General features: G+C 43.0%; 19 protein-coding genes and 2 pseudogenes. 16 read left to right on the forward strand and 5 right to left on the reverse strand.

Annotated features, from left to right (window positions below; genetic code table 11):
• Window positions 1-131 precede the first annotated feature (131 nt).
• Window positions 132-845: a response regulator transcription factor gene (locus B3F51_RS08675; RefSeq protein WP_148636340.1), complete on the forward strand. Its 714-nt coding sequence runs from the start codon at window positions 132-134 to the stop codon at window positions 843-845.
• 37 nt (window positions 846-882) lie between these two features.
• On the opposite strand, the gene B3F51_RS08680 is transcribed toward B3F51_RS08675, so the two are convergent.
• From B3F51_RS08680 to B3F51_RS08690, 3 genes and pseudogenes are all read right to left on the reverse strand, one after another.
• Window positions 883-1,635, reverse strand: a complete 753-nt coding sequence (locus B3F51_RS08680; RefSeq protein ID WP_148636341.1) for a tRNA threonylcarbamoyladenosine dehydratase — start codon at window positions 1,633-1,635, stop codon at window positions 883-885.
• A 57-nt stretch (window positions 1,636-1,692) separates the two neighbouring features.
• Window positions 1,693-2,511 (reverse strand): annotated as a pseudogene (locus B3F51_RS08685) (tRNA 2-thiocytidine biosynthesis TtcA family protein); the annotation flags it as partial.
• A 23-nt stretch (window positions 2,512-2,534) separates the two neighbouring features.
• Window positions 2,535-3,656, reverse strand: coding sequence for a cysteine desulfurase family protein (locus tag B3F51_RS08690; RefSeq protein WP_286946627.1), 1,122 nt, complete (start codon window positions 3,654-3,656; stop codon window positions 2,535-2,537).
• 280 nt (window positions 3,657-3,936) lie between these two features.
• On the opposite strand from B3F51_RS08690, the gene cysK reads away from it, so the two are divergent.
• The 13 genes and pseudogenes from cysK (at window position 3,937) to B3F51_RS08755 (ending at window position 17,963) form a co-directional block, all read left to right on the forward strand.
• Window positions 3,937-4,866, forward strand: coding sequence for a cysteine synthase A (gene cysK / locus B3F51_RS08695; protein ID WP_286946628.1), 930 nt, complete (start codon window positions 3,937-3,939; stop codon window positions 4,864-4,866).
• The gene (locus B3F51_RS08700; protein ID WP_070371988.1) at window positions 4,866-5,300 is read left to right on the forward strand and encodes an RrF2 family transcriptional regulator; all 435 of its coding nucleotides are present in this window, start codon (window positions 4,866-4,868) and stop codon (window positions 5,298-5,300) included. The genes cysK and B3F51_RS08700 overlap by 1 nt, the downstream gene beginning before the upstream one ends.
• Before the next feature lie 244 nt (window positions 5,301-5,544).
• The gene (locus B3F51_RS08705; protein ID WP_070371987.1) at window positions 5,545-6,210 is read left to right on the forward strand and encodes a corrinoid protein; all 666 of its coding nucleotides are present in this window, start codon (window positions 5,545-5,547) and stop codon (window positions 6,208-6,210) included.
• 48 nt (window positions 6,211-6,258) lie between these two features.
• Window positions 6,259-7,338, forward strand: coding sequence for a uroporphyrinogen decarboxylase family protein (locus B3F51_RS08710; protein ID WP_228883104.1), 1,080 nt, complete (start codon window positions 6,259-6,261; stop codon window positions 7,336-7,338).
• Between the two features lie 112 nt (window positions 7,339-7,450).
• The gene (locus tag B3F51_RS08715; RefSeq protein WP_286946631.1) at window positions 7,451-8,404 is read left to right on the forward strand and encodes a CobW family GTP-binding protein; all 954 of its coding nucleotides are present in this window, start codon (window positions 7,451-7,453) and stop codon (window positions 8,402-8,404) included.
• 1 nt (window position 8,405) lies between these two features.
• Window positions 8,406-9,077 (forward strand): DUF1638 domain-containing protein, encoded by a 672-nt coding sequence (locus B3F51_RS08720; protein WP_070371984.1) that lies wholly within the window; start codon window positions 8,406-8,408, stop codon window positions 9,075-9,077.
• Window positions 9,078-9,128: 51 nt separating this feature from the next.
• The gene (locus tag B3F51_RS08725; protein WP_286946634.1) at window positions 9,129-10,151 is read left to right on the forward strand and encodes a uroporphyrinogen decarboxylase family protein; all 1,023 of its coding nucleotides are present in this window, start codon (window positions 9,129-9,131) and stop codon (window positions 10,149-10,151) included.
• A gap of 5 nt (window positions 10,152-10,156) precedes the next feature.
• A complete protein-coding gene (locus B3F51_RS08730; RefSeq protein WP_286946635.1) occupies window positions 10,157-11,842 on the forward strand; it encodes an ASKHA domain-containing protein in 1,686 nt (561 codons plus the stop codon).
• Window positions 11,843-12,481: 639 nt separating this feature from the next.
• A pseudogene (locus B3F51_RS08735) lies at window positions 12,482-13,789 on the forward strand (O-acetylhomoserine aminocarboxypropyltransferase/cysteine synthase family protein).
• A gap of 125 nt (window positions 13,790-13,914) precedes the next feature.
• On the forward strand, window positions 13,915-14,835 hold the full coding sequence (locus B3F51_RS08740) for a homoserine O-succinyltransferase (RefSeq protein WP_286946637.1): 921 nt from the start codon (window positions 13,915-13,917) through the stop codon (window positions 14,833-14,835).
• Window positions 14,832-15,869, forward strand: a complete 1,038-nt coding sequence (locus B3F51_RS08745; protein ID WP_286946639.1) for a uroporphyrinogen decarboxylase family protein — start codon at window positions 14,832-14,834, stop codon at window positions 15,867-15,869. The genes B3F51_RS08740 and B3F51_RS08745 overlap by 4 nt, the downstream gene beginning before the upstream one ends.
• A gap of 20 nt (window positions 15,870-15,889) precedes the next feature.
• Entirely contained in the window at window positions 15,890-17,050 is a 1,161-nt protein-coding gene (locus B3F51_RS08750; RefSeq protein ID WP_286946640.1) for a trans-sulfuration enzyme family protein, read from the forward strand.
• Between the two features lies 1 nt (window position 17,051).
• On the forward strand, window positions 17,052-17,963 hold the full coding sequence (locus B3F51_RS08755) for a PLP-dependent cysteine synthase family protein (protein WP_070371978.1): 912 nt from the start codon (window positions 17,052-17,054) through the stop codon (window positions 17,961-17,963).
• 93 nt (window positions 17,964-18,056) lie between these two features.
• Here the strand turns inward: B3F51_RS08755 and B3F51_RS08760 are convergent, their stop codons facing one another.
• Window positions 18,057-18,395 carry a DUF2325 domain-containing protein gene (locus B3F51_RS08760; RefSeq protein WP_148636355.1) on the reverse strand — a complete coding sequence of 113 codons (339 nt, stop codon included), beginning with the start codon at window positions 18,393-18,395 and terminating at the stop codon, window positions 18,057-18,059.
• A gap of 180 nt (window positions 18,396-18,575) precedes the next feature.
• Window positions 18,576-20,444 carry a ThiF family adenylyltransferase gene (locus B3F51_RS08765; protein ID WP_286946643.1) on the reverse strand — a complete coding sequence of 623 codons (1,869 nt, stop codon included), beginning with the start codon at window positions 20,442-20,444 and terminating at the stop codon, window positions 18,576-18,578.
• Between the two features lie 202 nt (window positions 20,445-20,646).
• Here B3F51_RS08765 and B3F51_RS08770 point away from each other — a divergent pair, with 202 nt between their 5' ends.
• Both B3F51_RS08770 and B3F51_RS08775 read left to right on the forward strand, forming a co-directional pair.
• The gene (locus tag B3F51_RS08770; RefSeq protein WP_148636357.1) at window positions 20,647-21,792 is read left to right on the forward strand and encodes a trans-sulfuration enzyme family protein; all 1,146 of its coding nucleotides are present in this window, start codon (window positions 20,647-20,649) and stop codon (window positions 21,790-21,792) included.
• On the forward strand, window positions 21,789-22,967 hold the full coding sequence (locus B3F51_RS08775; protein ID WP_148636358.1) for a MalY/PatB family protein: 1,179 nt from the start codon (window positions 21,789-21,791) through the stop codon (window positions 22,965-22,967). Before B3F51_RS08770 ends, B3F51_RS08775 begins: the two co-directional genes overlap by 4 nt.
• Window positions 22,968-22,985: the final 18 nt, after the last annotated feature.

Consider the following 22,985-nt stretch of genomic DNA (forward strand, 5'->3'; position numbering starts at 1 on the left):
ATGTCAATGATACATTACACTAGTTACCTGTAGTATAATGAGAATAGTGTCACAAGAAGATTTCATACACGTGATGATCGAAGACGTTGATGTTCAATTGAGCAACTGGGAAGTATAGAGGTTTGACAATAATGAACAATCATTTAAAAAAAGTACTTATTGTTGATGATGAAACCAAAATAATTGAGGTGGTAAAGTCTTTTCTGGAAAGTAAAGGCTTTACCGTCTTTACGGCGGAAAATGGTAAACAAGCCCTCGATATCTTTGACCGGGAAAACATTGCGCTCATCGTATTAGACCTGATGCTTCCGGATATGACGGGCGAAGAAATTTGTATTCAGATCAGAAAAAAATCCCGGGTGCCGATTATTATGCTTACTGCAAAAATTGAAGAATCAGATATGCTTAAAGGTTTGAATATCGGCGCAGATGATTATATTACGAAACCATTTAGTTTAAAAGCCCTAAATGCCAGAATTGAAGCAGTTCTGCGCCGATCAAGTGATGATCTGGTGCCGCTTTATAATAAAGCCTCTTTCAATGGCGGTGATTTGGAGGTTGATTTTGAAAGTCATCTGATCAAAAAGAATCAAGTGGCAATTAATCTTACTCCAAATGAGTATAAACTACTGGCGGCGTTAATAAAATATCCCAGTAAGGTTTTTACCCGGGAGGATCTAATCAGAGTAGCGTTGGGTGATGAGTTTGAAGGATATGATCGGGCCGTGGATAGCCATATCAAGAACCTGCGTCAAAAAATAGAAAAGGATCCCAAAAATCCGGTCTATGTCCTAACAATTTACGGGATTGGTTATAAATTCGGGGGTGAAACCCCCGAAACATAAGTTATCAACTAAGTTTTTCCACGCCTTTGTGGTTAATTTAAAAAGCGAGATCCTTGATCACTTCGCCTGCTAAAATCAGACCCGCTACCGACGGAACAAAGGAAATGCTGCCGGGAATAGATCGTCGATCGGTACATTTTCTTTCAGTTCCCGGTGGACAAATACAATTGGATTGACAACTGTTTGCTAAATTCTTTATTTGTTTAATCGGTTCTTCCGTTGAAAACACAACTTTTAAATGCTTGATCCTACGTTTTTTAAGTTCTTTACGCATGATTTTGGCGACCGGACACATGCTGGTTTTGTAGATATCGGCAACCTTAAAAAGCGTCGGGTCTAATTTGTTTCCGGCACCCATACAACTGATGATGGGTGTTTTTGTGTTTTCTGTTTGGAGCACTAACTCAATTTTGGCCGAAATGGTATCGATGGCATCAACTACATATGAGTAGGAAGAGAAGTCAAATTTATCAGCGTTTTCAGGTAAAAAGAAGCATTGATGAACGTCGACCTGAGCATTGGGATTGATATCCAAAATCCGTTGTTTCATCACCTCAACCTTGTTTTGGCCTACGGTTTTTCGGGTGGCGATCATCTGGCGGTTGAGATTTGTCAAACAGACCTTATCGTCATCAATGAGATCAAATGAGCCAATGCCGCTGCGGGCAAGGGCTTCGGCAGTATAACTACCCACTCCGCCAATGCCAAAGATGGCAACGCGTGCCTGCGCCAGTTTTTCCATGGCATCCCCGCCAAGTAATAATTCAGTTCTTGAAAATTGGTTTAACATTAAAAATTCTCCGTTCAGATATTAATGGTTCATTTTTTTTTACTTTTATTTACAGAATCAGTTATCATAATCATCTAAAAAATGATGTTTAACCCCATCTTGCTTATAGGAAATAATGGTGTTGAGATTGACGTTCTCGACGCTTTTGAAAATATTGCTTTCGATATATGGGCTGGTTTGGCGGAATTTTTTCAGTAGCGTTTTCATTTCCTGACGCTTTGAGGCTCCGCCTTCGTTGTCTGAAATCATACAATTTTCGGTAAATCGGCAGGCACATTGAATAAATTGCAGGTCGTTATGCAACTTCCAGCTGATGATGGCCTCTTCCCGAATCAGATACATCGGTCGGATTAACTCCATATTCTCAAAATTGCTGCTTTTTAGTTTGGGCATCATGGTCTGTATCTGACCGCCGTAAAGCATGCCCATCAGGATCGTCTCAATGACGTCGTCATAATGATGCCCCAGGGCGATTTTATTGCATCCCAATTCTTTGGCATGATGATACAGATGACCCCGACGCATCCGGGCACAGAGATAACAGGGTGATTTGTCAATATCGGCCACCGAATCAAAAATCTGCGATTCGAAAACAGTGGCTTCAATATTCAACAGTTTCAGATTCTTTTTGATCATTTCCCGGTTGATCGGGTTATAGCCCGGATCCATCACCAGGAAAACCAGTTCAAATTCGAATTTATTATGTTTCTTCAGTTCCTGGAATAGCTTGGCCATCAGCATTGAGTCTTTTCCACCAGAGATGCACACCGCAATTTTATCGCCTTCCTTGACCAGCTGATATTCATTGATGCCACTGGTAAAGCGGCACCAGATACTGCTGCGATACTTCTTCTTTAAACTTTTTTCTATTTCTTGATAACGTTCCATAATAACTCCTACTATTTAGTTAAACTTTTATAACAATAATCAAAGATGTTCATAAACTGCTGCAATTCGCTGTCAGTGGTTAAATGGCAGAGACTGATCCGCCAGGAAGATCTGGCCAGATCCCTGCTTCCGGTGACTGTCAGAACCGATCGTGAGGGAGTGTTGTCGGTGGAACAGGCTGATTTGGTCGAAACGCAGACTTTCCGGTCGCTCAGTGCAGCCTGAAATGCTTGGGCTTTGACGCCTTTGACACTGAGATTAAGAATATGGGGAATAGCATGTCCAGTACTGTTGAAAGCTACTAGCGGATACGCTGATAACTGTTTTTTTAACCAGTCGTTTTTTACAGTAACCTGGGTCAGCCGTTCTTTCAGCTCAGCCACGCACAGTTCAAGGGCTAGCGCCGTTGCCCCGGCACCAGCGGTAAAAGGCGTGCCGCTGCGATAATAACTGGTGCTGGTGCCCCCATGGATTTGTGGTTCAAGGATCAGGCTTTCGCTTTTTAGCAATACGCCCATGCCATTCAGGCCGAAAAACTTGTGGGGTGAAAAGGTAACCAGATCAATTTGATCTAAATGAATTGGTATTTTACCGACAGCCTGGGTGGCATCCACATGAAAAAAGCAATTGGGATAAGCGGCAACAATCGTTGCAATTGATGGGATCGGTTGACAGATTCCCAACTCGCTATCAACATAATTGATAGAGACCAGGATTGTATCTTCTCGAATTAATTCATTTAAATGATCCAGGTCAACAGTGCCATCTTTTCTGATCGACACCAGATCAATTTCATAACCAATCGATTGAAGCTGCTTGAGGCTTCCGCTGACTGACGCATGTTCCAGACAGGTGGAAATGATATGGCGGCCTACTTCACGATAATTTCTGGCAACACCCTTAATGGCCAGGTTATTGGCTTCAGTGGCTCCAGAGGTGTAGATAACCTCCGAAGTTGAACAATTCAGCAGATTTTTTATTTTGATAGTTGCTTGTTTAATCAGTTGCTTGGCATTTTTCCCGGACAGATGGGTGCCGTTTGCATTACCAAAAGCAACTTGATTGATTTGGCAAAATAAATCAAGCACTTGGACATCAACTGGGGTGTCGGCAGCGTAATCTAAATATATCAAGTCGTAACTCCCTTCTAAAAAACCAAAACGGTTAATAACTTCTAAAATGACTCAAAAAAATACCCAGATGATTAGTATGAAATCACCAGGGAATTATCCAATTATACTACAAGAGACGTACATTAACAATTGAATATTTTTGTTTTAAGATTTATCTGGGTATCATAAAACAAAATACTGGCGCTGAAAATAAAAAAAAGTATTGACAAGAAAATAAAAGGGAAATATAATAAAATCATATAGAAATAATATGATATAAATAATGAAAAGAGGTATCACGATGTCAAAAATTGCAAAAAATCTGACCGACCTGATTGGAAATACACCACTGCTTGAACTATCAAATTATGAAAAGAATTTGGACTTAGAGGCAAAAATCGTAGCCAAACTGGAATACTTTAATCCCCTTTCTTCGGTTAAAGACCGAATTGGCTTTGCGATGATTGATGCAGCTGAAAAAGCAGGTTTGCTCAACAAGGATTCAGTCATTATTGAGCCTACCAGTGGCAATACCGGTGTTGGTCTGGCTTTTGTTGCTGCAGCTAAAGGCTATCGTTTAATTTTAACCATGCCTGAAACAATGAGTATTGAACGACGAAATCTGGTTTCTGCGCTCGGCGCTGAACTGGTTTTGACCCCTGGTTCTCTGGGAATGAAGGGTGCTATTGCCAAGGCTCAGGAACTGGCGCAAAGCACCCCCAATGCCTTTGTGCCACAGCAATTCGAGAATCCAGCCAATCCTGAGATTCATCGAAAAACGACGGCGGTTGAGATTTGGGAAGACACCGATGGGGATGTGGATATCTTTGTTGCCGGAATTGGAACCGGTGGAACCATTACCGGGGTTGGCGAAGTTTTAAAAGAAAAAAAACCAGGGGTGAAAATTGTCGCCGTTGAGCCGGAAGCTTCTCCCGTTTTATCAGGTGGAAATCCTGGGCCACATAAAATTCAGGGAATTGGTGCTGGGTTTGTTCCAGGGGTACTCAATACCGCGGTATATGATGAAGTCATTAAGGTCAGTAATGAAAATGCGTTCCAGACCTCCAAAGAAATTGGTCGACGGGAAGGATTGTTGGTAGGTATTTCTTCAGGAGCTGCCATCTATGCAGCCACCGAATTGGCAAAACGAGCCGAAAATAAAGGCAAGACTATTGTGGTTTTATTGCCGGACACCGGTGAACGTTATTTGTCAACGGGGTTGTTTCAGTAATGAAAATTTCCACAAAGGGCAGGTATGCCTTGCGTTTAATGCTGGACCTGGCGATCAACAACACCGGGGAATACATTCCCATTAAGCGGATTGCTGAACGCCAGGAGATTTCAGAAAAATATTTGGAACAGATTATTACCCAGATTTCACGAGCTGGCTTTGTTCGTAGTGTCCGGGGATCCCAGGGGGGGTATCAACTGGCCAATCCCCCAGAAGATTATACTGTTGGCATGATTGTCAGACTTTTGGAAGGTGAATTATCACCAGTTATTCTGAGCGACGAGGCAGGGAATTACGAGGAAGCAGATCGTCACGTCACCGCTGATGTTTGGCAGGAAATTAAAGATGCTATTGATCAGGTGGTGGACAATATTACCCTGGCAGAACTGGTTAGACGTTATCACGAAAAAGGCAATTGTGAATATTTTATCTGACTTAGTCAAATATTGTTAAGTTTTTATAGAGAAAAATCGAAGAGATCAGTCGGTTTCAAGCGATTCACCGATGAATTAAAAATGGCAGGATTTGAAGCATAGCACGCTTTCAATCCTGTCTTTTTTTAATACATAAAATCATATCAGAATAGTACAAAAACGTATTGACAAAGTCAAAAGCATCACATATAATAATCATACCAATCATATAGGAGATATATGTTAATAGGGAGGAGATTAGTAAATGTCATTAAACAAACAGGAATTATTTGATAAACTGGCAGCTTCAATTGTGGATATGGATGAGGATCTAACCATTGAACTCAGTAACAAGGTGATTGCCGAGGGCGTGGATGCGTATGAAGCGATTGTTAATGGCTTGACCGTTGGCATGAACCAGGCTGGGAAGTTATTTGATGAAGAAGAGTATTTTGTACCGGAATTACTGATGTGCTCAGATGCTATGTATGCCGGGCTAAATTTATTAAAGCCTCATATCAAGGTCAATTCACACGAAACGAAAAGAAAAGCTGTCATTGGGGTAATTGAAGGGGATACCCATGATATTGGTAAAAACCTGGTCAAGATTATGCTTGAAACAGGTGGTTATGATGTGATTGATCTTGGACGTGATATTGCCCCGGATACCTTTGTGGAACGGGCAAAAGAAGAGAATGCCGAGTTTATATTTATCTCAACGCTGATGACAACAACCATGGAAGGAATGAGTGAAGTTGTTGAAATTCTTAAAGAGCAGAAAATCAGAGAAGATTATAAGGTATTAATTGGTGGTGGGCCGGTTTCCCAGTCTTATGCAGATAAAATTGGCGCCGACGGCTACGCAGAAAATGCGGCAGAGGCCGTGAAGTTGGCAAATAATATTGCCGCCGCTTATGGCAATGAGCTCTAAAGCGTACTCAAGTAAATTTGCAAGACAATTAAATGGAGGAAATCATCGATGTCATTAATACAAAGAAATGAAGAATTATCGTCTCTGGAACGGGTTGTTCTGACCCTGCAGCGTAAAGAAGTCGATCGAATCCCGGCGATTCCCCTGGTTTGCGGAGCCTCTTATCGGGTGACCGGTTCCCGCTATGATAAATGGTCTCAAGACGCTGAAATTGCCACCCAAAGTTTACTGGCAGCACAGGAACTGATTGGTCAGGATGCCTTTTTGTTACTGGTTGACCTCTCAGTGGAAGCGGCAGACTTTGGTCAGGAAATTATTTATCCAAAATTCAGCACCGCCTATCCTGATTTTAACAACCAATTTATTAAGACTCCCGGGGAATATGAAAAAATCGGAAAAATAAATCCCCGGGAAACGACTCGGATGAAGCAGGTCATTGATACGGTCAAGGGTCTATCGGCTGCTAAAGGCAATGAAGTCGCTATTTTCGGATTTGTTTATGGTCCACTGGGCGTTTTATCACAGATTAGAGGTCATAAAGAATTGTTTGTTGATTTGATCAAGCATCCTGAGGAGGTTTTGGCGGCAGTTGATGTGATTACAGATGTGCTGATCGAATATGCCGAAGCTCAGATTGAAGCCGGGGCCCATTCCATTGTCATTGATCCGCTGTACTCTTCAGGAACAGTTTTAAGAAACACTACCTGGGAGAAATTTGAAGGCCCTTATCTAAAACGACTTGCCGATGCGATTCGGGCGGCCGGTTCGGCAGTGGCCATTCACAATTGCGGTGGTGGTGTTTATTTTGAAGAAGTTATCAAGTGGTCTGATCCGGTGGCGATCTCAGTTGCCTATCCGGCCCATGGTGCCAAAGATTGGGAAGAACATGCAAAAACCTGGGGTGACAAGATTATCACCATCGGATATTCCGATCCCGCCGAAACCGGTCTGGTATTTACTGCTGATGAGGTGCTCGAAGATGTTAAAAGACAACTGGATCTGTTCAAAAAACACAATGCTGGTTTTATCCTTTCTTCTGGCTGTGAGTTCCCGCCCAATGGTAATTTACTAAATGCTGCGGCAATGGTGGAAGCTTCCAGACGATACGGGCGCTGGTCGATAAAGTAATTTTCAAACAAATTAAGTACAGAAGCGGAACAATTCAATATAGCAATAAAAGTGAATTAAGTCCAGGTGATCAATGACAAGTTCAATGATTAACAGATAGGAAAGTGATCGTATGACAATACAAATTGATATTTTTTCTGGTTTTTTTGGTGCCGGTAAAACCACATTAATTAAGAAGCTGATCGATGAAAACGTGTATTCTAAAAAAATAACGCTGATTGAAAATGAGTTTGGCGAAATTCCAATCGATGGGGCATTTCTAAAAAAATACAACATTGAAATAAAGGAAATCAAGGCCGGGTGTATCTGTTGTTCTACCGTAATTGATTTTACCAATACTTTGCGAGAAATCATTAAATCGAAAGAAACAGAAAGAATCATCATTGAACCGTCGGGAGTTGGTAAACTGTCTGAAATCGTCAAGATTGTCAAGAAACTGGAAGAGGATGATGACATTCATCTCAACCTGGTGATTGCTGCCGTCGATGTGACCATGTATGAGGAATTCACCGAGTTGTTCAGTGAGTTTTATGGGGACCAGATCAGTCATGCCAGTACCATTCTCTTAAGTCGAACCCAGAATGTCGATGATGAGGAGTTAGGCAAGGTTGTTTCGAAAATACGGGAGATCAATGAGACCGCATCGATTGTAACCACGCCCTGGGATGACTTAAGTGGCGTTGAGCTGCTCGGTCTTTCCGAAGCGGATGGACAACAAATTTCCCGGGATGAGGATTTAAGTGCGTTTGATCTGGAATTTGATGATGACCACGATCACGACGATGACGATCATAATCATGATATATTTACAAGCTGGGGCATCGAAACGCCAAAGATATTTCCGGTAATTAAGTTAAAAAGCATCTTTGAAAGTTTGAAGGATGAGGCGGTTTTTGGAAAAGTGGTCCGATCAAAGGGCAAGGTACAGATTGATACAGTTAATTGGGTGGAGTTTGACTTTGTTCCCAATGCCCTGGAAATCAGAGCGTCCGAACCCGATGAAATCGGGCGGATTACCGTAATTGGCCATGATCTGAATCAGGCTATTCTGGACACCGTTTTCTGATATGCGTATCAAAGTGATTGCCTGCGAGGTCATGCAGGCGGAAATAGAGAATCTGATGCCGATTCCGGATCGGGATTTTGAATTTGTCTCGATGGACTTTCATTTATACCCCCAGAAGCTAAAGGTCGAGCTCCAACGGCTTATTGATGCTTCCCAGAATTATCAAAAAATCATCCTGGCTTTTGGTTTGTGTGGTGGGTCTGCTAATGGTTTAATTTCTAAAACAAGTGAACTGATTATTCCCAGAGTACATGACTGTATTTCGATCTTTATGTGCTCAGATACCTGTAGAGCCTTTGATTTTCAAAAAGAAATGGGAACTTTTTATCTCAGCAATGGCTGGATGATTACTGAAAAAAGTATTCTCTCGGATTATCAGCGTATTTATGACCGTTTCGGTGAAAAAAAAGCCAGACGGATGTTGGAAAATATGTATGATGGCTATAAAAAAGTGCTGTTTATTGAAACATCAGCAGAACCCAAGGATATGGTAATTGAGCAATCCCGAGAAATTGCAAAGCTGTTTGAGGCGGAATATCAGACGGTTAAAGGTGAAATCGGCTTTATTGAAAGAATTATAACCGGTCCCTGGGATGAAGATAACTTCATAACGCTGCTCCCCATGCAGGAAATTTCCGATGCGGATTTTTCAAAAAATGCGAGAAGCGCGTAATACTTCAAAACTTATCGAAGCCAGCAAATAATAAGAAATGAGGAATTTTAGATGAATGATTTAACCCCAAAAGAACGGATCCTCCGTTCCTTAAATAAAGAATCCGTTGATCGGGCACCGGTTATCTGTCCCGGTGGGATGATGAATTCAGCCATCGTTGATGTAATGAATAAAACTGGCCACACCTTACCGGATGGCCATCACAATAGTCAATTGATGGCAGAAATTGCCAATGACGTTCAGGAGAACACCGGTTTTGAAAACTTCGGTATTCCCTTTTGCATGACCGTGGAAGCAGAGGTACTGGGCAGTGAAATTAATTATGGCACCCTGGCCTGTGAACCAAAAATACAAAAAGAAGTGTTTCCTTCGGTTAAAGATGTCATTTATCAGGACTTGGGAGCGATGGCCAAAAATAAACGGGTTAATGCGATTATTGAAGCAACCTATCAGTTGTCAAAAGAATATTCAGACATACCGGTATTTGGCAGTATCACCGGGCCGCTCAGTACCGCTGCATCACTGGTTGACCCGATTCCGTTTTTAAAAGAACTCAGAAAGAATCCCGCCGAAGCCCATCGGGTGGTTGATTATGCCACCAATCATATTATCGAATTGGCCAGGCTAATGGTGGAGAGCGGCGCCAGTGTGATTACCATTGCTGATCCCACTGCCACCGGAGAAATCCTGGGACCGGCGATGTTTGATGAATATGCGGTGCGCTATCTCAATAAGATCATCGATGCGATTCATGAAACCAATACCCCGGTCATTGTCCATATTTGCGGAAAAATGAATGCGGTCAGAAAATTTGTGCCGGCAATTAAGTCCGATGCGATCAGCACCGATTCCTCCATCAGCTTGAAAAAGTTGAAAGAAGACTATCCTGAATTAACCACCATGGGGAACCTCAGTACCTATCTGCTGGAATTTGGCGAAGCCGAAAAGGTTGCCAGACAAACCGAAAAACTTAAATTGGATGGCATTGATATTATTGCGCCAGCTTGTGGACTCAGTACCTCCACACCACTGGCAAATATTACCTCAATGACGAATCAGGCAAAGGGGGCGTAACGATTATGGTAAAAGTAAATTTTATCGGCGAGAACAAAGCTATTCTGGTGGAAAAAGGCACGACGATTTTAGCAGCGGCCCAAAAACTTGGAATTGTTATTGAATCGCCCTGTAATTCGGAAGGGGTTTGCGGAAAATGTAAGGTTAGAATATCCGAAGCAAGTCTGAAAAATGTGGAAGAATACGGAAAACATCAATTGTCAGAAGAGGAAAAGGAACAGGGATTTGTGCTTTCATGTCAAACTTCTGTGACCGGTCATGTTGATGTTAAGGCCATTGCGAAAAATCGTAATAAAACCCTGCAAATATTAAACCACGGTCAGAGCTTTGATATCGACGTCAATAGTTTTATTAAAAAAGAATATACCAGCAATGGAAAGACGATTGTAACTGCCGGTGGCAAGGTTTTAGGTGAGGAAGAAGGGGACACTACGACCCAGAATTATGGCGTCGTTGTTGACATCGGAACGACCACGCTAGTGGCAACACTTGTCAATATTAACACTGGTGAAGAACTGCACTCCGTCTCAGCCCTAAATCCCCAAAGCCAGCATGCTCAGGATGTTTTGTCGCGGATTAAATTTGCCTCTGATGAAAAAGGGCTGGATGCGATGTACTCAATGATTATAAAGGAATTGAACAAGCTGATTGAAAAAGCAGCCAGACACACTGGTGTTTTACAAAAGCATATTTATGAAGTGATTTTTAGTGGCAATACCTGTATGATACATTTGGCTGCCAACGTGAATCCTTATTCATTGGGTAAATACCCCTATACTCCAGCCATTACCGGGGGAAGCAGCTTAAGCTACAAAGAACATCTCCTGGATATTTCCAGGCTGGGATCAATTTATCTACCGCCGATTATATCTTCCTTTGTGGGGCCAGATATCACATCCGGTGTTTTGGCAACCCGGCTTCAGGATAAAGAACAGGTTACTTTATTTGTCGATATCGGAACCAATGGTGAAATGGTTTTGTCAGATCATGGCGCCTTAACGGCGACCTCAACCGCCGCCGGACCGGCATTTGAGGGAATGAATATTTCTTATGGAATGCGGGCTGAAAAAGGCGCAATTGAGTATTTTGAAATTGACGATCATGGCGAGATTGACATCCGAACCATTGAAGATGGCGAAGCTATTGGTATTTGCGGCAGCGGTCTGTTGGACATTGTGGGGGAACTCGTGGTTCATAAGGTGATCGACAAACGGGGCAGACTGGCATCTCCAGAGAATACTGATTTGAAACAGAGCCTCAGAAACAGATTGGTCAAAATCGATGGAAAAATAGCCTTTGAGGTTGCCAGTGGGGTATACCTTACACAAAAAGATATCCGGCAGGTACAGCTGGCTAAGGGCGCAGTGCGAGCAGGTATTGAGTTTTTAATGGATGCAAAGCAACTGCGACCCGAAGATGTTGACGAGATTCAAATTGCTGGTTCGTTTGGCTTTCATCTGCGGGCTAAGAGCCTGATAAATATCGGACTGCTACCAAAAGAATTTGAAGGCAAAATTGACTTTGTCGGCAACACGTCAAAATCCGGAGGACTGGCTTTTTTACTCAATCAGAAATATCGCGATGAGATGGAAAGCCTGGTTACCGAGATTGATGTCATTGAATTGTCCAATGGCGAAAATTTTGATCGGATTTTTGTTGACTGCCTGTCTTTCGACAAGAAGAGTGCCTGAGCTCAAGTAAATTAATGAATACAGAAAAAACTGTTCCAAGGTTCAACTGACAAGTGGATTGTGCATGGAAACAGTTTTTTACTATTAAAACCACAAGGGATTTCAAGTTACTCCTCCGGACGATACGACTGATGGAAGAATTTGGATTATCCGGATATTAAAAAATGAGGTCTGCAGAAGTCGAAGCGCTTTGGTCAGCAGTTACGATCAAATGTTTATCGATTAATCAGATCGGAATTATTTGTTATAAATATAAAAAACCAGTTGACAAATAGCTGAAGATACGTTATATTTGTTTCATATTAAACACATAGGATATATATGCAATATATTTTTTTAAGGAGGCAAAGCAATATGTTGAAAAATGAATTATGCACTTTATCTGGGAGAAATTTTTCCATGTGTTGCAATAGCACCGACTATCGGAACGATTGCTAAGCATGATGAGATATTGCATTTGTCATTCCATTTAATGGCATTTGAATATTTCTTAAGAAAGGAGCTGCATCGTTGAGCAAGTCAGAGAAGAACTTTTTTAAAAGAATATTCGATAAAAATCACAAAGAAAAAAATGAACGGTCAAAAGAATTAAATGACCATAATCAAAAAATAGCAGAAAGAAATGAGAGGTTAACTAACGTGAGCGAAAGAAAATTAGGATTCGATACATTACAGGTCCATGCAGGACAGACCCCAGACCCAGTAACCGGAGCAAGAGCTGTTCCTATTTATCAGACAACTTCATATGTATTTAAAGACACGGCCCAGGCAGAAGGTCGCTTTGCCTTAACGGATGCTGGTAATATCTACAGTCGTTTAACTAACCCGACTACTGATGCATTTTAACAACGGGTTGCCGCCTTAGAGGGTGGTTCAGCCGGACTGGCAACAGCTTCTGGGGCCGCGGCGATTACCTATGCCATTCAAAATATTGCCAGTGCTGGAGACGAAATAGTCTCAGCCAGTACTCTTTACGGCGGAACCTATCATCTTTTTGCTGAAACACTACCTAAATTTGGTATCAATACAATCTTTGTCGATCCGGATGATCCGGAAAATTTCAGAAAAGCCATCACTGATAAAACAAAAGCATTGTTTATTGAAACCCTTGGAAATCCTGGTATTAACGTTATCGATTTTGATGCAGTTGGCAAGATCGCAGCTGAAAATAAAATTCCTTTAATCGTTGATAATACCTTTGCCACCCCATATTTATTCAAACCACTGGAACACGGTGCCAACGTCGTTGTTCATTCAGCGACAAAATTTATTGGCGGTCATGGAACATCCATCGGTGGAATTATTGTTGATGGTGGCAACTTTGACTGGACCAGTGGAAAATTCCCGGATTTCACAACACCGGACAAAAGCTACAATGGCATCAATTTTGCAGATTTGGGCCCGATTGCCTATGCAGTTAAGATTCGCGCTCAATTGTTGAGAGATACCGGAGCTTCATTATCGCCATTTAATTCCTTCCTGTTTTTACAGGGGCTGGAGTCTTTATCCTTAAGAGTGCAAAAGCATGTTGATAATACTAAAAAAATTGTCGAATTTCTGGAAAATCATCCCAAAGTCAAAAAAGTAAATTATCCTGGACTCAAATCAAATAAGTATTACGAGCTGGGTCAAAAATATCTGCCATTGGGAGCCGGTTCCATCTTTACATTTTCCATTGATGGTACGATTGATCAGGCTAAAAAGTTCATTGACAGTCTGGAAATTTTCTCACTTTTGGCGAATGTTGCCGATGCAAAATCCCTGGTTATTCATCCAGCTTCGACTACCCATCAACAGTTAAGTCCTGAAGAACAGGCAGCGGTTGGATTTGCTCCGGATGTGATCCGTCTATCTATTGGTGTTGAGGATGTTGATGATTTGATTTACGATATTGAACAGGCTTTGGAAAAAGCACTGCAAAAAATAACTCCCCCTCAAAAAATTTGATTTTAAAACTGTAAGAATGGACATCTGCTGTTATTACCAAGGCAGCAGATGTTTTCTTTTCGGGCTGATTAAGTTTTCAAATATTTACAAAGAATCCTTAACGATAAATGAATTGAGGTGTCACTATGCCAATTTGTGTAAAAGAAGGTTTACCGGCCATTGAGACCCTTGCCAGGGAAGATATTTTTATCATGACTGAGAAACGGGCGATACATCAGGATATTCGAGTGCTTAATCTATTGATTGTCAACCTCATGCCAACAGTGATTGCAACTGAAACGCAACTGCTTCGTTTGCTCAGCAACACCGCACTCCAGTTGAATATCGAATTTTTAAAAATTTCTGACCAGCTGACTGGGGATAAAACTGCAGATCATTTTAAACAGTTTTATCACAGTTTTAAGGAAATAAAAAACAATCACTATGACGGGATCATAATTACAGGAGCACCGGTTGAAAAACAAGAGTTCGAAGCAGTTGCTTACTGGCAGGAGTTGTGTGACGTGTTGGAATGGGCTAAGACGCATGTTTTTTCTTCACTCTATATTTGCTGGGGGGCTCAGGCGGCACTCTATTATCATTATGGTATCAAAAAGTCTGTCCCGTCGGCTAAGATTTCCGGAGTTTGTGCGTATGATGTAAATAATCGTCGACATCCCATTGTCAGGGGATTTGATGATTTCTTTTATGCTCCGCATTCCCATTATACTGCGATCGCCCGGGAAGATGTACTGACTATACCACAGCTGGAAATACTGGCTGAATCGTCGGAAGCAGGTGTCTATTTGATTTCCGATATTACGAATCGGCAATTGTTTGTTACCGGTCACTGTGAGTATGATCGGGTAACTTTAAAAAATGAATACATACGGGATTATTTACAGGGTTTAAAACCAGATGTACCTAAAAATTATCAGCTGAAAGGCGAATTGGGGATATCGGATCAGACGACCTGGAGTAGCCATGCTACCCTATTGTTTGCCAATTGGCTGAATTATTACGTTTATCAGCAAACACCCTATCATTTAAAGGAGTTGAGTTTTTGACACATAAAGAGATAATACTTGCAGGGATAGCCCTTAAGAAGACCCCGCGGCTTCCTGCTATGATCCTTTCGAGCGGGGTTTGGACAGATTATCGCAATGGTTTGACCCTTCAGGATGTGATGATCGGACAACCGCAAAAAATTGCCCAGACGATTATTGATGACAACAAAAAAGTTGGCTCAGATGTAGTTTGGGTTGCTGCTGATTGTAGCAATGTGATTGTCAAAGCTCTTGGGGGAAAATGCACCTTTAATCTGCTGGGAGAAGCATCTACGATCGATGAGCCCCTGGTTACCCGACCCGAAGATGTTGATCAGTTAAGGGTAGAGGATTTGGAGAATTCCCGGGAGATTGCTAACCTGCTGGAAACAGCCAGAATTGTTGTTGGTGAAATTGGTGACGAGTACCTGGTGGCAGTCAGTCAATGGGGTGCATTTACCCTGGCTGGGCAGCTGCTGGGGATGGATAATATGATGAAGACAGCCTTAAAGGATAAACCGGGACTAAACCATATCATGGAATTTACGGAGAGACTCCTGTTAAAATACTGGAATTTGTTCATAGATGCCGGAGTCGAAATGGTCAATCAGGCTGAGCCGCTATCATCCGGTGATGTCATTTCAGCAAAGCTATTCAGAGAAGCATCCTTTCCCCGCATCAAGTCGGCCAATCAGGCTATCAAACGCATCAGCACCCGATCTCTGCACATCTGTGGCAATACGACAAAGGTTCTTGACTTAATTCCCGAGACCGGAGCCAATTTATTTTCGATGGACTACAAGGTCAATTTAAACGTAGCCAGAGAAAAACTGTCCGGAAAAATGGCCTTTGGCGGTCAGTTGGATCCAATTCGGGTGCTGCTGGAGGGGACCCCGGAAGAAATTGAAGCGGAGTCACTAAGCTGCATCAGAGATGGTGGAGCAACAGGATTTGTGTTGATTCCGGGTTGCGATATTGCACCGCAAACCAAACTTGAAAATGTTCAGACAATGATTCAGACGGCGCATCATTTTGATGTGACAGAAATATATTAAAAAGTTTGAAGGAGACAAGCATGAGTAAGTATAGTAATTTAAATTCACAGTTGATTCACGGCGGTATTGATGGCGATGAAAAAACCGGAGCCGTAAATGTCCCTATTTTTCAGACCTCCACCTATAAGCAGGATGGGCTGGGAAAAGATCGGGGTTACGAATATTCCCGATCGGGTAATCCCACCCGGGAGGCTCTTGAAGCCCTGATTGCCGAATTGGAGGGGGGAATAGCTGGCTTTGCCTTTGCGTCTGGCATGGCAGCTACTACGGCGGTACTCAGTCTTTTTAAAACTGGTGACAAAGTAATTATTTCCAGTAATGTCTATGGCGGTACCTTTCGGGTGCTCGATAAGGTCTTTAATAACTTTGGATTAACCTATGAAATTGTAGAAACAGCCGATCTTAAGCTGCTTGAAGACAGTTTGACCGAAGACGTTAAAGCAATTTTCATCGAAAGTCCGGCCAATCCACTCCTTACCATTACCGATATTGCGGCGGTAGCAGAGATTGCCAGAAAGCATGGCGTTTTAAGTATTGTCGACAATACCTTTATGACTCCCTATCTTCAAAGACCGATTGCCTTAGGGGTTGATATTGTTGTTCATAGTGCGACAAAATACCTGGGTGGTCATAGTGACTTAATTGCCGGTCTGGCGGTTGTCAATGACGAAGCCCTGGCAGAACGGCTTTGGTTTATTCAAAATGCCACTGGCGGAGTATTGCAGCCATTTGATTCGTTTTTGTTGATACGGGGCATTAAAACTTTGGGTGTGCGAATGGATCGACATATTGAGAATGCTACATTCATTGCCGAGGCGTTACAAAAAACGCCTGGGGTTAAGGCCATTTACTATCCCGGCTTACCGGATGGTCAGGGGTATGCGATCAATAAAAAACAGGCTGACGGACCAGGTGGGATGCTCTCCTTTGAGTTGGATGAAAAGTATAATATCAATAAATTTGTGGAGTCGCTGACATTAATAACCCTGGCCGAAAGTCTGGGCGGCGTTGAATCCCTGGTTTGCCATCCTTCCAGTATGACCCATGCATCGATTCCCTATGAAATCCGGCAAAAAGTCGGCATTGTTGAAAACCTGATTCGTATCTCGGTTGGGATTGAGGATAAACACGATATTTTAGCGGATTTGGAACAGGCATTTGCGAAAAGTTTAGAGGCATAAGATGGCGTATTATAATGATATCAGAGAATTGATTGGCAATACGCCAATGGTGAAGCTTAACCAGTTTCAGGTCAAAAAAGGGGTGAATATTTTTGCCAAACTGGAACTCTGGAATCCTGGCGGCAGCGTCAAAGATCGGATTGGGGTAGCGATGATTGAAGATGCCGAAAAAAAAGGGTTACTTAAACCAGGTGGCACAATCATTGAAGGCACCGCCGGGAACACGGGTCTCGGCGTGGCCCTGGCCGCCATCAATCGCGGTTATCGGGTAATCTTTGTGGTGCCAACTAAATTTTCAGTGGAAAAACAGACACTGATGCGGGCCTATGGTGGAGAAATTGTGAACACGCCCCGTGAACTGGGAATGCAAGGAGCTACGAGCAAGGCCCGGGAGTTGCTGAAGTCAATTCCCGATGCTATTTCGCTACAGCAGTTTGAAAATTCATCTAATCCAGGTATTCATTACGACACCACGGGGCCGGAAATTTTTAATGATCTCGACGGAAACATTGATTATCTGGTGGCTGGTGCTGGCAGTGGCGGCACCTATTCCGGGGTGGTGCGTTATTTGAAAGAAAAAAATCCCAACATCAAAGGGATTTTAGCAGATCCCTACGGTTCAATCATGGGCGGCGGGACAGCCGGTTGCTATGATATTGAAGGGATAGGCAACGACTTTATTGCCAACACAATGGATATGACCCTGGTTGACGAGGTTATCAAAGTGGATGATCGAACCGCCTTCGATTTGGTGCGATTACTGGCAAAAAAAGAGGGCATTATTGCCGGAACTTCATCTGGAGCAGCACTCTACGGGGCACTCAAACTGACAGAAAAAATTGAGCAAGGCAATATTGTTGTGATCTTTCCTGATCGTGGCGACCGTTATTTCAGTAAGAATTTGTATGAGTAGGGAATCAAGATAAAAAAAGTGATTTTAGCTTTAATTTATAAAGCTTCGGTTAGATGATTCGAACCGAAGCTTTTTGTTCTCCTAAATTGTTTGTTAATGATGCAACGACTGTGATTGGGATAAATGGTTGGGGCATCCCTGGCAGGTAGTTTTCTGGCAATGGTCGGCAAGGATTTTCTGCAGCGCACAGGCACTACTGCTGTGGGAACGGACAATTGCAGTCCCGGTTTTTTCGCCGCTTTTGATGGCATTGTGAATCATCTTGTGCGATACCGTATTGGTAAAAAGTACGAGCAGGTCGGGGCTGCCAATCACATTTTTCATATCTGCTGGCATTTGGGTAAAAACCTTAACCTTATACTGATAGCTTCTGCATATTTCTTTATATTTGCATACCATTCGGTCATGCCCTCCAATAATAACAATCCCCATAATTCAAACCTCCTCATATTATTCATATAATTATTATATGAATAATATGATATCATAAATCGGACAGCTGTTCAAGGATTTATCGATAATTGTTAAAAATTAGTTAACAACAATTATTAAAAAAAACAGCGTCGCAATTTAATACATCAAGTATTTAAATCAAGTATTTAAATCAAGTGTTTAGTTGTCAAGGCGATCATCTTCGCAGACAAATGAAAAGGAGCCAAGTTCATGGATACTCGGATCTTGACCGCATAATGAACAGCTTGTATCTTTTTTAAAACTAAAAAGATCAAATGAGGTTGCCAGGGTGTCAATCATTAAAAGACGTCCGGTTAAATTGGGAGTGAGACCAAGCAATTGTTTTATGGCTTCAACGGCCTGGAGTACCCCAATCACCCCGGGCACCGGGCCTAACACACCGGTTTCAGAGCAACTGCCAGCAGTCTGACCATCAGTTTGAGGAAACAGACAGCGAAAACAAGGGCCGTCATCAGGAATCAAGGCGGTTACCTGACCGTAATATGACAAGGCACCAGCTTCAATCAGCGGCTTATTTTCCAGATAACAGGCATCATTGAGCAGATAACGGGTTGGTAAATTATCCAGACCGTCAATGACCAAATCATGCTGGCTAATTAAAGCCCGGGCATTTTCAGTACTGAGAGCTTCGGGATAAAGCGTTATATTCAGCTTGGGATTAATTGACTTAAGGGCGATCCGGGCCGATTCAACTTTTAACAGGCCGATTCGGGAACTGGAATGGAGGATCTGGCGATTCAGATTACTGATTTCAACCTGGTCAAAATCGATCAGGCTCAGGTGAGCAAGTCCAGTCATGGCGAGAACCAGATTGGCCGGACATCCCAGGCCTCCGGCACCGACGGTTAAAACTCGGGCAGATCTAAGCTTGTTCATATCAATCGTTTGTGATAAATCCGTGGGCGGACAAGGGGTCTGACTGGTGGTAAACTGATTATCAAAAATTAGGCTGATCAAGTCATAATAAAAGCCTGCTGTCTGCTGCTCGCCAATATTTAGACAGGCTTTAGCCAATTCGATTGGCAGCAGGGTGCCTGAAAAGGCGGCACAGAGATCAGATCCAAGCATATTTAATTCATGAGTTATGGCCTGATGATCGGCAAAACCCTTTTTTTGCAGGACGTCTAGAAATAGCTTCATGGCGGCCTGATCGTGACAATAGTTGAAGCATCCCTGCCAGGCGTCACAAACTGAAACTAGGGTCGGTGTAAAGGCTCTGGTGAGAGAATCACTGAGAAGCGATTCTGCCAGCTTGCGGCAAAAGCGGTTGTTTCCCTGGATCAGGTTAAAATCAGCAGGCGTCGTGACGGTTTTAACCAACTGGAGGGTGATATCCGGGTTTAGATCCCGCAAGTTTTCACAAACGGGTTCCCAATTGTCCGGGTTACCAAGAAAGCAGTCAATCTGACCAATGCCCATGGCAACCAGGTAACGAAGCAGCAGGTCGGCGATCTTAAGATCTGGAGCACAAACCAGTATTTTTGTCGTCAGCAGTTTTTTTTGGCCAGCACCACCGATTTCTGGCATAATGATCTGACGCAGATAGCGTTTAATCTGGGCAGGGTCGGTTAATCCTTCGGTTGGAGCCTGATTCCCGTTGGGGGCAGCGTCCTGATCAGTCGCTTCGATCCTCTTGATTGCTGCTCCTTGCTGCTGATAGTTTTGAATGGCATCATGGAGGGCATCGGCGGCAATGTTCGAGCACAGTAGCTTTTCAGGTGGCAAACCGCCAAGTGCAGTCGCGACATCGGCATTGGTAATTTGAAGGGCTGCGGCAAGGGTTTTTCCGTTGGCCATTACGGTAAGCATGCTACTGGCGGCAATGGCTGCACCGCAACCGAAGGTTTTAAAACGCACTCCTGTCAATCGCTGATCTGAAACTTTTATATAAATTGTAATTCTATCACCATCGATCGGATTACCGGCGTGTCCCACGCCATCAGGCGTGGCAAAATCGCCAACATTACGGGGATTGGAAAAATGATCGAGTACTATCTCGTTGTACATGATATACCTCCTACGCATATATCACAATTATACTATGGAATTAATATGATATACAACTGAATTGAATGATCTTAAGTAAAAGAAAAAATTATTGATGTGATCGAATAGATATGTCGAATCACCTTGACATTAACAGGCGAATCGGTTAGTATTGACTAAACATACTGAATCACTATGAATTGATATAAGAATGGAGAATGATATGGATTTTGAAACATTATGCATCCATGGTAACAATAATAAATATGATAACACCGGAGCCATCAGTGTCCCGATTTTTCAGACGGCTACCTTTGCTCATCCTGGGGTTGGCGAGAGTACTGGTTATGATTATACCAGACAACAAAACCCCACCCGGGAGCATCTCGAAAATATCCTGACCCGGATGGAAGAAGGTGTCGATGCGATGGCTTTTTCATCGGGGATGGCAGCCATCAGCGCAGTGATGGAAATTTTTTCCCCGGGGGATCACATCATCGCCTCGGACGATCTTTACGGTGGTTCCCATCGGCTTTTTCATCACATTTCGATTAAGAATGGAATCAGCTTTGATCTGGTTGACACTACCGATCTTTCGTTAATAGAGCCGCTGATCAGACCCAATACCAGAGCTTTATTTATTGAAACGCCGACCAACCCGATGATGCAGGTCACCGATCTGGCAGGTGTAGCCGAAATTGCCCGCAAACATCAGTTGCTGTTAATGGTTGACAACACCTTTCTGACTCCATATTTTCAGAAACCGCTGAAATTAGGTGCCGACATTGTTATTCATAGCGGCACCAAATATTTAGGGGGTCATAATGATACCATTGCCGGTTTTGTAGTCACCCGGGATAAAACCTTGGCTGACAAGCTGCGCTTTATTTTTAAAACGACCGGTGCAGGGTTAGCACCGTTTGACAGCTGGTTATTAATTCGGGGAATCAAGACCTTACCGATTCGGATGGATCGACAACAGCAAAATGCTGGTGTGATTGCCAGGTGGTTATGTCAACAGGAACGCATTAAGGCAGTCCATTATGTAGGTCTTGAAAGCCATCCCAGCTATGAGATTTCGAAACGTCAGGCGACGGGTTTTGGCGGGATGATCTCTTTTGAAGTGGACAGTGAAAAAACGGCTCACCATATTCTGGAAGGAGTAAAACTGATTCAGTATGCTGAAAGTCTGGGCGGAGTGGAGAGCTTAATCACCTATCCAATGCTGCAGACCCATGGCGATATTCCAGAAGAGCAGCGTGAAGCCAAGGGGATTAATAGTCGCCTGCTACGCTTGTCTGTTGGAATTGAAAGTGTTAATGACCTGATCGATGAGCTCGATCGGGTTTTAAAGGAGACGGTCCATTGAAGTATAACTTTGACGAAATTATCACCCGGGATAATACCAATTCCATCAAGTATGACTTTGCCCATCGGCGTGGCATGCCGGAGGGGCTTTTGCCACTCTGGGTAGCTGATATGGATTTTAAGACCCCAGCCCCGGTTGTCGAGGCCCTGGTTGAAAAGAGCAAGCATGGTATCTTTGGATATTCAGAAAGCGGCCAGGATTATTTCTTTATCTTAAAGGAATGGTTTAAAAGTCGGTTTGGCTGGAATATCCAGCCGGATTGGCTGGTGACCACCCCCGGAGTGGTTTACGCTATTGCCACTGCCATCCGGGCGTTGACTAGAGAAGGTGACAGCATCATTATTCAGCAACCGGTTTATTATCCCTTTGCCGAAATGATCACGGTCAATGAGCGGAATCTGGTAGTTAACCAGTTAGTTTACGAGGAAGGCCGCTATCGCATTAATTTTGACGACTTTGAAAAAAAGATCTTAGAAAATGATGTCAAGTTGTTCATTCTCTGCAATCCCCATAATCCGGTGGGACGGGTGTGGACGCAGGCAGAGTTGACTCGCCTGGGCGATATCTGTTTAAAACATGAGGTCATCGTCATTGCGGATGAAATTCATCAGGATTTTGTTTATCCGGGCTTTAAACATCTGGTTTTTGCTAATTTGAAGCCGGAATATTTAAGTAATACAATTACCTGTACCGCTCCCAGCAAGACCTTTAATCTGGCTGGGCTTCAGGTTTCCAATATTTTCATCGAGAACCGGGAGATCCGCAAAAAGTTTAGAAAAGAAATGCATAAAGGCGGTTATAATGAGATCAGCATTATGGGCATTGTCGCCTGCGCGGCCGCCTATTCCAAAGGGCAGAAGTGGCTGGAGGAATTAAAGGATTACTTATTTAATAACTTGAACTTTGTTAGAACGTATCTGGCAGAGCGGCTGCCCCAGATAAAACTGATTGAACCGGAGGGAACCTATCTGATCTGGCTGGATTTTTGTGAACTGGGCCTTAGCAATCAAGAACTGGAAGATTTAATTATCAACCGGGCGGGCCTCTGGCTGGATGCCGGGACGATGTTTGGTGCTGGTGGCGATGGCTTTCAGCGTATCAATATGGCGTCACCCCGGTTGATTCTGGAGCAGGCCCTTAATCAGCTGGAAAAGGCCATTAAAAATGACTTGTAAAACCAAATAAATAGTGAA

The sequence above is a fragment of the Acetobacterium sp. UBA5834 genome, assembly GCF_002435675.1.
GTDB classification, from domain to species: Bacteria; Bacillota; Clostridia; order Eubacteriales; family Eubacteriaceae; genus Acetobacterium; species Acetobacterium wieringae.